Below are 14998 nucleotides of genomic sequence, written 5' to 3' on the forward strand. Positions count from 1 at the left end.
GCGAACGCACAGTTATGACACGTCTGCTTTTCATTACAGAAAGATTTGCGCCAGATTTGGGTGGTTTGGCTAGGAGTGCAACGAGGTTGGTGGGGACTCTATCGCAACTGGGTATGGAAGTTGATGTTGTGACTTGGAGTCGTTATTTACAGCCAGGTGAAGTTTTACCACCGGAAGCGGGAGAGGCAAATATTCGGGTTTATCGCATAGGGTTATACCGGCATTGGGATATGACGATGCCCCATACATTAAATGTTCTGGATTGGTTACACTCGTCTCATGCTTATGATGCTGTATGGGGTCATTACTTGTTTCCGAGTGGTTTTTTAGCTACTTGGTTTGCAGCACTTCAAGGATTAGCAAGCACAGTTAGCGCCCGTGGTAATGATATTGACCGCGAAATGTTTCCACCGGGAGATTTTGCCCGTTTACAATGGACGCTACAACACGCCAAGGTGATTACGGCGGTAAGTGCTGATATGTCTCGGAAAATTCAGCTACTCGCTGGGCGGGATGATGTGTTGGTGTTGAAGAATGTAGTTGATACGGAAATATTTTCTCCGCAGAACCCCACCCCCAACCCCTCTCCGCAAGCGAGGAGGGGAGCAATGAGTAAACAGTTGCTAGGAATTACTCCAGATGAGGTGGTGTTGGGATTTTGTGGGGAATTGCGGGAAAAAAAAGGACAGCAGTTTTTGCTGAATGCTTTAACAAAAGTTCGTCAAGTGCGTGCTGCTTGTCTATTAATTATTGGTGAGGTAAGGGCTTCTCAGGAATCTGTGCTGCAATTATACAAAACGCATCAGCCAGAAAATGCCCAGAGGATAATTATTACAGGACATTTGCCTAACCCGGAAACTGTTGCTGAACATTTGCGGCTGTGTGATGTTTATCTCCAGCCTTCACTGTGGGAAGGTATGCCAAATGCTTTATTAGAGGCAATGGCTTGTGGTTGTTGTTGTATCGCCAGTGATGCGGGTGGGATTCCGGAGGTGATTACACATGGTAAAAATGGCTTGTTGCTACCTCGTTCTCATTTGCACAAGCTGGGTGAGGCGGTGCTGGAATGTTTGGCGATGACAACCGAAGAAAAAAATCACATTAGCCAAGCTGCACGCGATCGCATTTTAACTGATTATTCCTTAGCTCAGGAAAAGTTGCAACTTCAAACTTTAATCGCCCGTTTAATTCCCAATTCTGTATAAGCATTAATCAAAGCTTCACCGGCACGTTGCCAAGTATAATAGTCTTCAATCCGTTGACGGGCATTTACAGCCAGTTGTGTTGCTCGTTCTTGGTCATTTTGCCAGCGTAATACAACATCCTTAATCGACTTTGCTGAACCTGGTTTGACTAATAAAAAATGTACTCCGTCTTCTCCTAATTCCCTGACTACTGCTAAATCGCTAGCAATTACAGGTATTCCTGTCGCCATTCCTTCTAAAATCTTTAGGGGACAACAACCTTGAACTAAATTGCGATCGCTTGGCATCAAAGGTGCCAAAATTACATCACTGGTGTGAATATGTTCTACCAATCGTGTTTGTGACATTGCTGGGAGAATAGTTAATTTATCTGCTACTCCCAACTTTTGCGCTAACTGTTTTAATGCTTTAATTTGATAGTCTCTGGTTTGTCCGATAACTTTCAAAGCGGCGGGAAATTCTCGGTTTATCAATGCTAATGCTTCTACTGCCAGGTTTACACCTTGCCAAGGTGAAAGTGTACCAAAATATATCATTTGGAATTTGTCATTTGTGATTTGTCCCTTGTCATTTGTAAAGATATTTAAATCTACGCCGTTGGGAATGACGCGAATTTTATTTGCAGGTACCCCGCGATTTTGCAAATATTGGCTGGTGATACTGCTGGGGGTGATAATTAAATCGGCTGCAGCTAGACAAATTTGTTCTTGAGAGTGCAATTTATGCAGTAGTTCTCTATCTTCAGCTACGGCAGGATAGCGATATTTTAACTCGATTGAAGGTAAACCGTTCACTTCAAAAATTAGGCGATCGCAATATCTCTGTTTATTGCGGGCTATGGAAAAACCTTCGTAAATTGAACGTATTTGTATGACTTCAAATCGCTTTCCTTGCAACCATGTCATGAGTAAACGCCGAAAATATAAAACTCTGTGAATTAAAGTATCACCTATGGCTGGTAATGTTGTTTGGATAACTTGCGGATAAATTTCCTGGGAATTTATACCTGTTGCTGTCGGCGAAACTGTTATTAACTGGATATGATCAAATGCTGCTGCTAAAGCAATAGAAAAAGCTTCAATATGAATTGCTGCACCCTTCGGCGCGGGAACAGTATCAAAGGCAATATAAGCGATTTTGGATTTGCTCATGAATGTATCTAAATTTCGTTGACACGTAATTTTCTGTTTGGTATACTGACGGCAAAATTGTATACATTGCTAATATATATTAATTAATTTTAGTTGCGAAAGGTGATTTGGAGTAATGAACCGCAGAGGCACAGAGGGCACAGAGACACAGAGGAAAGAGTTTTATATTTGAGTTGAAAGTTAATCAAAATTTTTCCAAAGTTTGTGCGCCAGCAAATCAATATTTATTTTTTTAATTGCATGGGATTTTAATAAAATGCTGATTAATTTTCTCAAATTACGAACAAATCAGATTTATACAGCGAAAGCAAAAATTAGTACAGTCATTTCGGATTTGCAGGAAATAGCCGAAATAGATCGACTGGCGGAGTTACAGCAAAGTAAATACGCAAAACGAGCGCTTCACTATTTTTACGGGATAATTGGCTCAGTTGTACTTGGGTTCGTTTTGTTGTTTTTAATGGAAAAGTTCACCATCGTATCTTTAGTAATACTGGCGTTGTTTTTAGGAATTATTGTTTTGAGTATTGGGATAATTTATGAATTATTTAAAAAATTCAGTCTGCGAAAATTGAATATTATCAATTATCGCTATGAAGCAACCCACAGAATTGTGGAAATGCTAGCGAGAGATATGGATGAAGCTAGTGAGATTGAAATTCAAGTATCTTTTGAACAAACAAAAATTAAAAAAAATATAGCAGAAACTATCCCGCATCCAACTAAGCGCGATTGGAAAATAGATAAATATCAAAATGAATGGTTGAGATTAAAAGGACAGTTTTTGGATAAAACCCGCTTTTTATTAACTGCTACTGAGGGTTATAAAACCCAATATGGTTGGAAACGTGGTAGAAGTGGTAAAAGTAAGTATAAAACGAAAAATAATCATTTGGGGTTAGACGTAGTTTTAAGTTTAAACTATCCCCAACGCCGTTATGGAGCAATTAAAATATTGCAAAATGATGTCAGCAATGCGGTAAAGCTACCTAGCTTAGCTTATATGCGAGATGTCAAGGTTACAGAAAAGTCTCTGCATCTGGGTGTGAGAATTGCTCCCCAGGTAGCAGATGATGGCGAAGAAATATATAAGACAATTACGATGATGTTTCTCAGCCTTTATAAAGCTTTAAATTTAGCAAAAGTACTTTCTAAATAATAAAAAAATGAAATTAGTAATTTTTAGAAGTTTGATGGCATTATTTTTAATCACTACCATGATTAGCTGTAGTAGTGGTAAATCGGGAAATGAGGTATCTAATCCTAGCAATTCTCAAACTACGCCAGTAGCTACGAATGTAGCTGCTACTCAAGGTAAAATTCAATTTAAGACTGAGGGTGGAACTGAATTATTTGCTTTGAAGCAAGAAGCAGATGGAGCTAAATTAGTAGATGGTAAAAATCAGGAGTTAGCGAGAATTAAAGCAGATAAATCAGGAAAAATTAAAATTAAAAATGCTGCGGAAAAAGTCTTGGGTTATGTAGTCAATGAAAACGGTGAATGGAAGCTGAAAGATGCTAACCAAAGCCAAGATTTATATATTTTTAGGACACAGAATAACGGTGGTTATACTTTAGAAGATGCTGCCAAAAAAGAAGTTTACCGGATTCAGGCTACAAAAGATGGTTTTGAGATAGCAACACCAGATAATAAGTCTGTTTACCAGGTGAAAGTTAAAGAGGGAAAAATTTCTTTAAGAAAAACACCGACAAAAACTATTTTTTCTACAAAATCACAGTTATCACCGATTGCATTTACCTGCTTTGGCTTTGATGTTCTCACTCGCGAACAGCAGGCTGGTCTTGCTTATGCTGTAAATTTAACAGGAGGAAAATAAACTTTGCAAGTTCAACTTCATTGGTTAGATCCCAATACAGAAGAACAGCGAGAACCATTATTAGAAACTCCTGTAGCGATTGGGCGATTATTTTCACAAATGCCACAACAAATCAATGAGCAACGAGTTTCAAGAATAGCGATCGCAGATGATCTAATTGCAGATTACCATGCTTTAATTGATTGGCAAAATCAAGAATTAATGATTACTGACCAAAATACTAGCACTGGTATCAAAATTAATGGTGTACAGGGAACTGGTGGTAGTTTGCAAAATGGCGATCGCATCACCATTGGCAGTTGTCAAATTGTGGTAAACTTTACAGCCACAGCCGGGGAGTGCGATCGCATGGTAGGCTTCTTGTTTAAGCGACGCTGTGGGCGCACTGATAGGACAGGCTGTCCCTATTGTGAGCAAACCTACGAAAATGACTACGCCTATTACTCTGACTATGGTCATTATCGCTCAGGATGGGGCAGTGATTATTATGATGAGCGCGATCGCTATTCCTACGATCCCGACACTGGTAATGTAGATTTTACAGAAGCAGATGCTGTGAGTTTAGAGGATGAAAGAGATACTGATTTTGAAAGTGATATGGGAGCAAGTTGAGAGTTGTCAATAGTCATTGGGCATTGGGCATAAGTATTGAATATGCCATTTATCTGTATTTATCTGTATTTATCTGTATTTATCTGCACTTAATTATTGAATGTCGTCAATACAGAAGCGATGGATTATAGTTTTTAGCTATGAAAATGTATACCTATTTGAGTAATAAGGGGACATACATAATAGGCTTGAATTGACTTTTGAGGCTATATCTGTAACCAAAATTTTGTGAAGTAGAACGAGAATGTCGCGTTGCTGATTGATAGGATGAATTTTGTTTCACGTAGAGACAAGAAACTGCTTGTCTACGTATAGGTTCAAAGACGCTTTTGCTGTTTGACGAAGTCTTTCCTAAGGGTAAGCGTTTCTATTCCATCGAAGAAGTTTCTTGCAGCATGGGGTAGAATCAATCTTTCGCCCTGCGGAAAAACTTAAATTAATATCCCATTTATGCAACGCCGATAATTTTATATTTTCATTTTTAGTTAGAGCAAGGTGACTGAATCTTGACTGAGAATTGGCTGATTTACGCCTTGGGTGGCGGTTGGGGCCATCTGACTCGTGCTTTATCTTTGGGAAGAATAGCCGCAACTCAAAGAAAAGTTAAAATTATTACTAATAGTCCATATTGCAACTCTGTAAATCATGATGGTTGTTTGGTTTACTTAATTCCTGAAAAAGCAAATTTTTCGGAAACTTGTTTGTATGTACGTGAAATATTGTGCAACCATCAATACGATTGTCTCATTATCGATACCTTCCCCAGAGGATTAGGTGGTGAATTAGCAGATATCTTACCCAATTTGGATCATATCCCCCGGATTTTGATTCATCGGGATATTAAATCACGCTATGTAGCAGCCAAAAAATTACGGTCTTTTGTGGTGGAAAACTTTGATAAAGTCATTGTCCCTGGTGAAGGGAGCGATTTACCATTTTGTGATTTGCCTAAAATAGAGCATACAGCACCCTGGTTAATTCGCAACTGTTGGGAGTTACTCGATAGAGACACCACGCGATCGCGTATCCTCAAAGTAAGTCAAACTGTAAAAACTATCCTCGTTTGTGCATCAGGTAAAACATCAGAGTTGAGTTTATTTGGACAATTAACCCTGTGGCTACAGCAAAATTTCCCTAATTGTGCAGTCAGAATTTTAGCAGCAACTTGTCCCGAAGAATGTCCACAAGAGTTGTGGGTATCTCACCATCCCGGAATTGAATGTCTAGCAGCAGCAGATGTCGTCATTGGCGGCGCGGGTTACAACACAGTTTACGAATGTGCTGCGGTTGGTGTACCTTTAGTAGCGCTACCTTTAGAACGACTATACGATCGCCAAGAAACAAGAGCTTACAAAGCTTATTGGGTGGAAAATCAAGATGCAAGGTTTGACAAACAGCTACTAAGCATATACGGAATTGTTAAAAGACTACTAGAACAAGCAAAATCAGCAACCCGCGTACATATGCCTTTTTATATTAACGGTGCAGTGCAGGCAGTGCATCAAATTGAGCAAATTAAATAATGTCATGGGGCATTGGGCATCGGGCATTGGGCATTGGGCATTTGTCCCCCTTGTCCTCCTTGTCCTCCCGAAGTCTGATCGCCGGAAGCCGGCGCTCAGACTTCTCTCCTTGTCCCCCCTGCTCCCCTGCTCCCCCATTTCATTAAATCTATCCTAGGGAAGTCGGAAATAAAAATTTCTTGTGTAAGATACATCTAAAATAATGCGATCGCCTAATCGCCCCCTTCCCAAATCTAAAATCTCAAATCTAAAATCTAAAAGTTCTTACACCTGTACCCATTGTGAATCTCAGCCGCCTGATACCCATTTTTGATAATACTGTCTCTAGCTGGGCTTTAGAAGCGCGGCTGTTGCGCTGGTTAACATTGATTTGGCTGTGTGTCGGTTTAATTGTACTGTTTTCAGCGTCTTATACTGTTGCCGCTGCACGTCAGAATGATGGACTGTATTACTTTAAGCGCCAACTTATTTGGGTTTTTGTTTCGTTAATTTTATTCAATATTATTGTGCATCTCCCTTTAAAGAAAATTGTGGGGATAGCTCATTGGTTTTTGATATTTTTTTTAGTCTTAATTTTCATGACCCTTGTACCAGGAATGGGAAAAAAGGCTTTTGATGCAGCACGCTGGATAGCGCTAGGGCCAATTCCCATTCAACCGTCAGAACTAATTAAACCCTTTTTGGTACTACAAAGTGCGCGAGTATTTGGTCAGTGGGAAAAACTCAGTTGGCGGATTCGCTTCACTTGGTTGGGAATTTTTGGTCTTGTACTTTTGGGAATTATTGCTCAGCCTAACTTGAGTACAACAGCACTCTGCGGTACAACTATCTGGCTAATAGCTTTATCAGCCGGAATACCTTTCAAGTACCTGGGAGGAACAGCAGTTGGTGGCGTTTTGTTGGCTTTATTGAGTATCAGCATCAAAGAGTACCAGCGCAAGCGGGTGATGTCGTTCCTCAATCCTTGGGCTGATGCGACAGGCGATGGCTACCAACTAGTGCAAAGCTTGCTAGCAGTCGGTTCTGGTCAAACTTGGGGTTCGGGGTTTGGACTTTCCCAACAAAAGCTGTTTTATCTACCAATTCAGGATACCGATTTTATTTTTGCCGTGTTCGCTGAAGAATTTGGCTTTGTTGGCAGTATGGTTTTGCTGTTATTGTTAGCTTTATTTGCCTCTATGGGATTAATGGTGGCGCTAAAAACTAAAAATCCAGTATCTCGATTGGTAGCGATTGGTGTAACTATTGTGATGGTGGGACAATCATTACTTCATATCGGCGTTGCTACAGGTGCTTTACCCACTACTGGCTTACCTTTACCCATGTTTAGTTACGGTGGTAATTCGATGATTGCTAGTTTAGTAGGATCTGCGTTACTGATTCGCGTAGCACGAGAGAGTAGTGAAGCAGAAGTAGTCCCATTGCGCACAACTGGGCGGGAACTTCAGCGTCAGCGCCGAATTTTCAAGAAAACTAAAGTTTAATTTTCAATCTTAACCATCTCATATTTCAAGCTTCGTCTTCCAAGCTTGAAGTTTCGTCTTCCAAGCTCGAAGTTTCGTCTTCCAAGCTCGAAGTTTCATGTTCCAAGCTCGAAGTTTCATGTTCCAAGCTCGAAGCTTCGTCTTCCAAGCTTGAAGTTTCGTCTTCCAAGCTCGAAGTTTCGTCTTCCAAGGTCGAAGTTTCATGTTCCAAGCTTGAAGTTTCGTCTTCCAAGCTCGAAGTTTCATGTTCCAAGCTTGAAGCTTCATGTTCCAAGCTCAAAGCTTCGTCTTCCATACTTGATATTTCACAAAATGAGTGAAAGCGATCGCCTGCATACTATCATTCAAGCAGGAGAGAAGGTCAACTTTGTCGATTTGGGCAATACCTTTTTACCTGCATTTGAGAAAATCACCAGTGTTTTGGTTGTACCTTTCACCCAGGATGGCTTAATTGTCTGCGCTCTCCTTGACCGTGGTATCGACCTTCCGGGGGGTCATGTGCAGATAGGAGAATTTACCTGTGAAGCAACCGCCAGACGCGAAGTCATGGAGGAAGTTGGCGTTAGTTTGGGTGAATTGAAACTTGTAAAAGTGATCCAGTCTGACTATTACGGTAGCGAACCACAGCAATTAACCTACTTGGTAGTGATGACTGGATTTGTTGAGGAGATTGTTACCAGTGACTACATCCACGAAAGTTTAGGCAGAAGTATTATTGATGTTAACGAGTTTATCTTACAGTATCAAGCTGGTAATCGAGAGGATATGCGGCGTATTGTTTTAGATGCTCAAAGATTGCTGTTTGAATCTAAGCAGGTGTGATGTCTACGACGGGCTACGCCTACGCACTTTTGATGATAGGATTGATATAGGCGATCGCTTTGGTTGATTTACGAAAGGCTGCTCTTGAAATTCATCTAAAGAACTCATGCGATCGCTGCATCCATTAAACTTTCTAGTTGTTCTAACTTCTTCCCTTCACCCCTGCAAAACACTTAACGAGTTTTCACCTTAAGCTTTCTGTTTGTCCAGAGGTCGTAGGGATGCCTTCACAGATATGATTCAATCATTGACGAATATCTAGCTTAACCCAACCCTACCGCAACCATTTTTATACGGGAATTTTCGCTTTTTGAAACAATTGCTCAACGGTAAATTCCCATCCCTCAAATAAGGAATCTGTGATTAATTCATCTCCCATAAAAGTCTTTGGTGGTGCATCTGGATAAAAAACCGTGATGCTTCTAGCTTTACTATCTACAACCCACACCCGCAATACTTGAGCATCTAAATAATCTTTGGCTTTAGATATCATTTGTCCGAAAGTTTGCCCAGGTGAAATAATCTCAATTACCAAATCTGGAGGAACAGGACAAGCTTCATCTTCGTTCCAATCTGCGGGTAATCGTTCATTAGAGATATACAAAATATCTGGTGTTGGAACCCAATCTTTTCCTCGACGGGTTAATGCTACAGCCCATTCTGGACAAACTATTCCTCTTTCCTCACAGCATTGTTCAATTAAATTCAGAAAGGCGTGGGTAAGCTTGGAGTGAAAAAACTTTGGTGACATTTTCGGAATGGCTTGGCCATCAACAAGTTCGTAGGTGATATCTCCCTCACCTGGAGGAAGATTTAAGAACTCTTGTAAGGTCAGTTGATTGTTAGCTTCAAGTTTGACCATTTTGGATTGGAGATTTGAGATTATTTACATTTTTTGCAAAACTTGGCGAATGATATCTGCGGGAACTTCATCGGTGACTGTCACTACACCCATCTGTGTTGGTAAAACAAATCTGACTTTACCTGCTTTGACTTTTTTATCTAATTGCAGTGCGTCAATAATGGCTTCAATATCTAGCCCTGATGGTAACTGAGTCGGTAAACCGGCTTTTGTAATTAAAGCGTTTTGCCGTTCTGTATCTTCCTGTTGCCACATTCCCAGTTCTAGCGCAATTTGTCCGGCGGCTACCATCCCAATTCCCACAGCTTCACCATGATTAACTACACGGTAACCTGTTAAGCTTTCTATCGCATGACCGATGGTGTGCCCATAATTCAGAATCGCCCGTAATCCAGCTTCTTTCTCATCTTTACTGACAACATCAGCCTTAGCTTGACAAGATTTAATTAATATGCTTTCTATCAATTCCGGTTTGATGTAGCGGAGTTGATTGAGGTGTTTACTCGCTTCCATTTGAGCAAATAATTCTGCATCCCAAATTACGCCGTATTTAATTACCTCTGCCATTCCGGCGCGAAATTCCCGCATGGGAAGGGTTTTTAAGACTTGTGGATCAATTAATACCAGTCGTGGCTGATGAAATGCGCCAATCAAGTTTTTACCTTGGGGATGGTTGACACCTGTTTTCCCACCAATCGCTGAATCTACCATTGCTAACAATGTGGTGGGAACTTGCACAACATGAATACCCCGTAGCCAAGTTGCAGCCGCAAAACCAGCCATATCACCAATAACACCACCACCCAAAGCCACAATGGTGGCGGAACGTTCTAAGCGGTTTTCTAAGGCTGCATCGTAAATTTTTTGGATAGAGTTAAGGTTTTTGTAGCGTTCGCCTGGTGGCAATATACAACTAGCCACTGCAAATCCTGCGGCTTGCAAAGATGCGATCGCTTTTTCGCCATAATGTTTAAAAATCGTCGGATTAGAAACCAGCAGTACCTTTTTACCTAGTTGCAAACTGCTCATTTTCTCACCCAGTTGTTCTAAGCTTCCAGGTGCGATCGCAATCTCATAACATTGCTGTGGTAAATTCACGTTAATTATAGAAGTCATTGCCCAGCCCTAAAAACACGCCCGTGGGCTGTATTCTATCGCAATCTGGGGGATGAGGGGACGGTTGACTGTTCCTTCTGACAAATGACAAATGACAAATGACAAATGACCATTGACCGTGAAGTAATGATTCAATAGATTTAATGAAGTATTGTGGAGAAAGGTAAATGTTTGCAGTTGTAGCTTATATCGGTTTCTTGGCTTTGTTTATTGGCATTGCTAGCGGTCTATTGTTCGGTCTGCGTGCTGCTAAAATTCTGTAATCGTAATTACTAATTCGTAATTTACAGCAGATTTCAGGTAAATGAGGTATGCGCTTCGGGGCATGGCAGTGCCAGTGCCCCTACAATCAACGATATAATCTATACTTCAGCAACTGGCAATCTGCTGTATCTGCTTGGTTCTGTTAGGGACTTGCAAATAAAAAACATCCCAATCGTTAACTTACCAAGCGCACAACTCGTAGGGGCGGGGTAACCCCGCCCCTACAATTTGGCATAATTTGTTTTTAATTATCCGACAATGGCAGGTGTTGTTACTTTCGCTTCTCGTTTGGTTGGGGGACGCATTTCTAAGCCAAGTAAGTTCAACATTTCTTTGTCAGCATCGTAATCTGGACAGGGTGTTGTCACAGTTAGCATTTTGTTGTCGTCGCTGGAGAAGATAGAATTTGCTCCCGCCATAAAGCATAAGGCTTGTTCAACTTGAGAAAGTCTCGCCCTACCAGCGCTAAGACGGACATCGGAGGCTGGCATAATAATTCTGGCTGTAGCGATCGTTCGCACTACATCCCAAATGGGGACATCTGGCTGATTTTCTAGGGGTGTACCTGGAACTTGGGAGAGAATGTTAATCGGTACAGATTCGGGATGGGGGCTGAGATTGGCGAGAGTATGTAACATGGATACTCTATCTTCAGGGGTTTCACCTAAGCCGAGAATCCCGCCAGAACATACGGTAACATTGGTTTGACGCACATTTTCGATAGTATTTAGGCGATCGTCATACGTCCGGGTGGTAATAATAGTGCTGTAATGCTCCCGTGATGTATCTAAGTTATGGTTATAAGCGTAAAGTCCCGCTGATTCGAGTCGTTTTGCTTGATCTGCGGTTAGCATCCCCAAAGTACAGCAGACTTCTAAACCCATTGCGGTGACATCTTTCACCATATCTAGCACTGTCTCAAATTGGGAATTGTCCCGCACTTCCCGCCAAGCAGCACCCATGCAAATGCGGCTGACACCTGTCTGTTTGGCTTTTTGAGCTATGCTAACTACTGTGTCTTTTTCTAAAAGCGCTTCGGGTTTGACTTCTGTTTTGTAGCGAGAAGATTGGGCGCAATAGTTACAATCTTCTGGACAACCCCCAGTTTTAATGGAAATTAGCTTACAAACTTGAATTTGTTTTGAGTTATGAAATTGGCGATGCACGCTAGCAGCTTGATAAATCAGCTCTAGCACTGGCGTATTGTATATCGCCTGAATTTCTGCTTCTTGCCAATCGTAGCGTATTCTTCCCACTGACATCACTTATCCTTCTTCAGACTGGATTTACCAAGAGCTGTCTTTTTGTTGAATATCCCAAGATACCGCATTTGGCAAAGCGATCGCACTTCTGTAACGCTGCTGATTGTGCTTGATTGGCGATCGCTTTTCCATCCATTTGCTTATAGATATTAAAACTCAGCTTATCAAGATTTTGGTTTTCCAGTAGATTACCTGTAAACAAAGTTATCTCCCAAACAACCACAGTGCTAACCTTTGGGTAGAAATTCCTCAAGTCGGATCGTACAGCTTGGCTGACTGCTGCTAAATTTATCAATTGTGAGCGATGCTCATTAAATTTCTGTCAACTACATTACATTTATCTGACCCTTTACATGTAATAGGCAGCAGAAAGCTTAAAATATCCCAAATTTTTTGGTAAAAAATTGAGTTAATCATCTATTTTATGAAATCAGAACTGCCATTGATAACGAGCGATCGCCTTTTATTAAGAATCGGTATCCAAGAGGATATTCCCCAAATTCTCAAATATTTTAGTGAAAATAAAAATTATTTGACTCCATTTTACCCACTGTGGGCTGAGGATTTCTTTACAGAACAATATTGGCAATATCAGGTTGAAGGTAATTTACTAGAATTTATCAATAATCATTCCTTAAAATTATTTATTTATCCGAAAACAAGCCTGACTAAAATTATTGGCACTATCAATTTCAGTAATTTTGTGCGTGGTGCTGCTCATTTCTGCTATGTGGGTTATAGTCTGGCAGAAGCTGAACAAGGTAAAGGCTATATGACAGAAGCGCTGAAAGCAGCTACTGATTATGTGTTTACAGAATTAAATATGCACCGGATCATGGCAAATTACATGCCGCACAATCAACGTAGTGGTAATGTGCTTAAAAGGCTTGGCTTTGTTGTTGAAGGATATGCTAGGGACTATTTATTAATTAATGGGCAATGGCAAGATCATATTCTGACTAGTCTCACTAATCCTAACTGGCAACAACCAACTCTTAGCTAAATCGTGTTGGAGAGTGTTTCGCTACTGGTTATAGCAAACAGAAAATTTCATGGTAAATCCATACAGAATACACAGCAACGCCACAATTGACTGTCATAGTAATTAGTGTTCATACCAAGTTGCTTCAGCAACACCAGGTGAAGGGGGAATAGGATAGCAATATCTAATTCCCCACTTTTTTCTTTCAGTATCGGTCAGTTGGTAGGGGTGGGTTAAGCAAGATAGTCGAGAATGATTGGATTATATCTGTGAACCCGCCCCTACTGCTTGTAAGAAATGCGGGTGAAGTGCTGACTACGAACTCATCAAAACTTTTGCATGAACGATTAATGCCAGAGGTAGTATTAAGAGAAGAATAAATCAAGCTTTACTTGTAATGACTCTGGCTGAAACTCCCAACCAAACAAATTCTCGCAATCCTTTTCTTACTCTCCAATACGAACCAGCCTTAGAATCTTTAGGCGATGACTACTACGACGAAGTAGCAGCAGCAGAATTTCCGCAACATATCCTGCGCTGGCGCAACGACTCACTGCTACCGCGTTTAGGATTAAATCCTCAAGCAGTCACCGATGAAGATTTCATTAACGCCTTTGGTAAATTTCAAGAGCGTAAACCTTTGTTAGCCTTACGTTATCATGGCTACCAATTTGGGGAATATAATTCTGGTTTGGGTGACGGAAGAGGTTTTCTTTACGGACAAGTGCGCGGTATTGATGGCGAATTGTACGATTTTGGCACAAAAGGTTCTGGTAAAACTCCCTACTCCCGTGGTGGTGATGGGATGCTGACACTCAAAGGTGGAGTTCGAGAAGTTCTGGCTGCGGAAGCTTTGCAATACCTGGGTGTACGCACCTCCCGTTGTTTGACTATGATTGAAACAGGTTTATCTCTATGGCGGGGTGATGAACCTTCACCAACTCGCTCATCTGTAATGGTGAGAATGAGCAATTCTCATATTCGCTTTGGTACTTTTGAGCGCTTACACTATTTACGCCGTCCTGATTTAAGTCAAAAGTTATTAGACCATGTAATTGAGCAATATTATCAGCATTTAATTACAGAATCAGATAAATATGCGCTGTTTTATGCAGAATTAGTGCAAAGAATAGCAGAACTTGTAGCTCAGTGGATGGCAGCAGGCTTTTGTCATGCAGTGTTAAATACTGACAATATGTCAATTACTGGCGAGAGTTTTGACTACGGCCCTTATGCGTTTATTCCGACTTACGATCCCTATTTTACTGCTGCGTATTTTGATTATTATAGACGCTATTGTTACAGCCATCAGGCAGGAATTTGTAAATTAAATTTAGACATGCTCCAGGAACCTTTAAAAGCAATCATAGATAAAAGTGACATGGAGTATGGATTAGCTAGTTTTGATGAATATTATCGCGCTGAATACCGCTCTTTGATGTTAAAGAAGTTAGGCTTTGATCAGTTACTAGCGCCGGAACTTGATGAGCTTTTTCCCCTAACACTTGAATTTTTACAAGATAGCCAAGTTGGTTATCACCAATTTTTCTCAGAAATGGCGCGTACCTTTGCAGCTAATTGGCGAGATGATCCGGCGTTTGTTTTGCATGATTGCGAGATTGTTCCAGCTACAGGAGCATCAGCAATTTTTGATAATTGGTGTATTTTGTACCATAAAACTTTAAATAATTTTGCCCCTGAACAAATGGATACAATTGCCCAAAATCTGCATCGTTACAATCCGAAAACAGCTTTATTAAGACCTGTGATTGAATCAGTTTGGGAACCAATTGCGCAGTCAGATAATTGGCAGCCATTTTATGAATTAATTGATAAAATTCAATCGGGGAATTAGGTAATTTGTCAGTTGTCGGTTG

The 14998-nt window shown here is 40.7% G+C and carries 16 protein-coding genes; 10 read left to right on the forward strand and 6 right to left on the reverse strand.

Annotated features, from left to right (window positions below; genetic code table 11):
• Positions 1-14 precede the first annotated feature (14 nt).
• Positions 15-1205 carry a glycosyltransferase gene (locus AACU32_RS24605; RefSeq protein ID WP_096608159.1) on the forward strand — a complete coding sequence of 397 codons (1191 nt, stop codon included), beginning with the start codon at positions 15-17 and terminating at the stop codon, positions 1203-1205.
• Here the strand turns inward: AACU32_RS24605 and AACU32_RS24610 are convergent.
• Positions 1166-2356 (reverse strand): glycosyltransferase family 4 protein, encoded by a 1191-nt coding sequence (locus AACU32_RS24610; RefSeq protein WP_096603822.1) that lies wholly within the window; start codon positions 2354-2356, stop codon positions 1166-1168. The genes AACU32_RS24605 and AACU32_RS24610 overlap by 40 nt on opposite strands.
• Before the next feature lie 256 nt (positions 2357-2612).
• On the opposite strand from AACU32_RS24610, the gene AACU32_RS24615 reads away from it, so the two are divergent.
• The 5 genes from AACU32_RS24615 (at position 2613) to AACU32_RS24635 (ending at position 7813) form a co-directional block, all read left to right on the forward strand.
• Positions 2613-3515: a hypothetical protein gene (locus tag AACU32_RS24615; RefSeq protein ID WP_096603823.1), complete on the forward strand. Its 903-nt coding sequence runs from the start codon at positions 2613-2615 to the stop codon at positions 3513-3515.
• Between the two features lie 7 nt (positions 3516-3522).
• Complete coding sequence (locus AACU32_RS24620; protein ID WP_096603824.1) at positions 3523-4194, forward strand: hypothetical protein; 672 nt, start codon at positions 3523-3525, stop codon at positions 4192-4194.
• Positions 4195-4197: 3 nt separating this feature from the next.
• Positions 4198-4806 carry an FHA domain-containing protein gene (locus AACU32_RS24625; protein ID WP_096603825.1) on the forward strand — a complete coding sequence of 203 codons (609 nt, stop codon included), beginning with the start codon at positions 4198-4200 and terminating at the stop codon, positions 4804-4806.
• A 506-nt stretch (positions 4807-5312) separates the two neighbouring features.
• A complete protein-coding gene (locus AACU32_RS24630) occupies positions 5313-6329 on the forward strand; it encodes a glycosyltransferase (protein ID WP_096603826.1) in 1017 nt (338 codons plus the stop codon).
• Positions 6330-6610: 281 nt separating this feature from the next.
• Complete coding sequence (locus tag AACU32_RS24635) at positions 6611-7813, forward strand: FtsW/RodA/SpoVE family cell cycle protein (RefSeq protein WP_096603827.1); 1203 nt, start codon at positions 6611-6613, stop codon at positions 7811-7813.
• Between the two features lie 25 nt (positions 7814-7838).
• Here the strand turns inward: AACU32_RS24635 and AACU32_RS24640 are convergent, their stop codons facing one another.
• Positions 7839-8093, reverse strand: a complete 255-nt coding sequence (locus tag AACU32_RS24640; RefSeq protein WP_339378243.1) for a hypothetical protein — start codon at positions 8091-8093, stop codon at positions 7839-7841.
• Positions 8094-8125: 32 nt separating this feature from the next.
• Between AACU32_RS24640 and AACU32_RS24645 the strand changes: the two genes are divergently transcribed.
• The gene (locus tag AACU32_RS24645; protein ID WP_096603829.1) at positions 8126-8635 is read left to right on the forward strand and encodes an NUDIX hydrolase; all 510 of its coding nucleotides are present in this window, start codon (positions 8126-8128) and stop codon (positions 8633-8635) included.
• 289 nt (positions 8636-8924) lie between these two features.
• Here the strand turns inward: AACU32_RS24645 and AACU32_RS24650 are convergent, their stop codons facing one another.
• Positions 8925-9497: a Uma2 family endonuclease gene (locus tag AACU32_RS24650; protein WP_096603830.1), complete on the reverse strand. Its 573-nt coding sequence runs from the start codon at positions 9495-9497 to the stop codon at positions 8925-8927.
• Between the two features lie 24 nt (positions 9498-9521).
• A complete protein-coding gene (aroB, locus tag AACU32_RS24655; protein WP_096603831.1) occupies positions 9522-10613 on the reverse strand; it encodes a 3-dehydroquinate synthase in 1092 nt (363 codons plus the stop codon).
• Positions 10614-10780: 167 nt separating this feature from the next.
• Between aroB and petL the strand changes: the two genes are divergently transcribed.
• Positions 10781-10876 carry a cytochrome b6-f complex subunit PetL gene (petL, locus tag AACU32_RS24660; RefSeq protein WP_096603832.1) on the forward strand — a complete coding sequence of 32 codons (96 nt, stop codon included), beginning with the start codon at positions 10781-10783 and terminating at the stop codon, positions 10874-10876.
• Positions 10877-11125: 249 nt separating this feature from the next.
• Here the strand turns inward: petL and bioB are convergent, their stop codons facing one another.
• Positions 11126-12139, reverse strand: coding sequence for a biotin synthase BioB (gene bioB, locus AACU32_RS24665; RefSeq protein WP_096603833.1), 1014 nt, complete (start codon positions 12137-12139; stop codon positions 11126-11128).
• Between the two features lie 13 nt (positions 12140-12152).
• Complete coding sequence (locus AACU32_RS24670) at positions 12153-12362, reverse strand: hypothetical protein (protein WP_339378244.1); 210 nt, start codon at positions 12360-12362, stop codon at positions 12153-12155.
• Positions 12363-12563: 201 nt separating this feature from the next.
• Here AACU32_RS24670 and rimJ point away from each other — a divergent pair, with 201 nt between their 5' ends.
• Together rimJ and AACU32_RS24680 are read left to right on the forward strand one after the other, a co-directional pair.
• Complete coding sequence (rimJ, locus tag AACU32_RS24675; protein ID WP_096603835.1) at positions 12564-13142, forward strand: ribosomal protein S5-alanine N-acetyltransferase; 579 nt, start codon at positions 12564-12566, stop codon at positions 13140-13142.
• 376 nt (positions 13143-13518) lie between these two features.
• A complete protein-coding gene (locus AACU32_RS24680) occupies positions 13519-14976 on the forward strand; it encodes a protein adenylyltransferase SelO (protein WP_096603836.1) in 1458 nt (485 codons plus the stop codon).
• Positions 14977-14998: the final 22 nt, after the last annotated feature.

Origin of the sequence: Calothrix sp. NIES-2100, from assembly GCF_963875285.1 — a bacterium.
Classification (GTDB): domain Bacteria; phylum Cyanobacteriota; class Cyanobacteriia; order Cyanobacteriales; family Nostocaceae; genus Aulosira.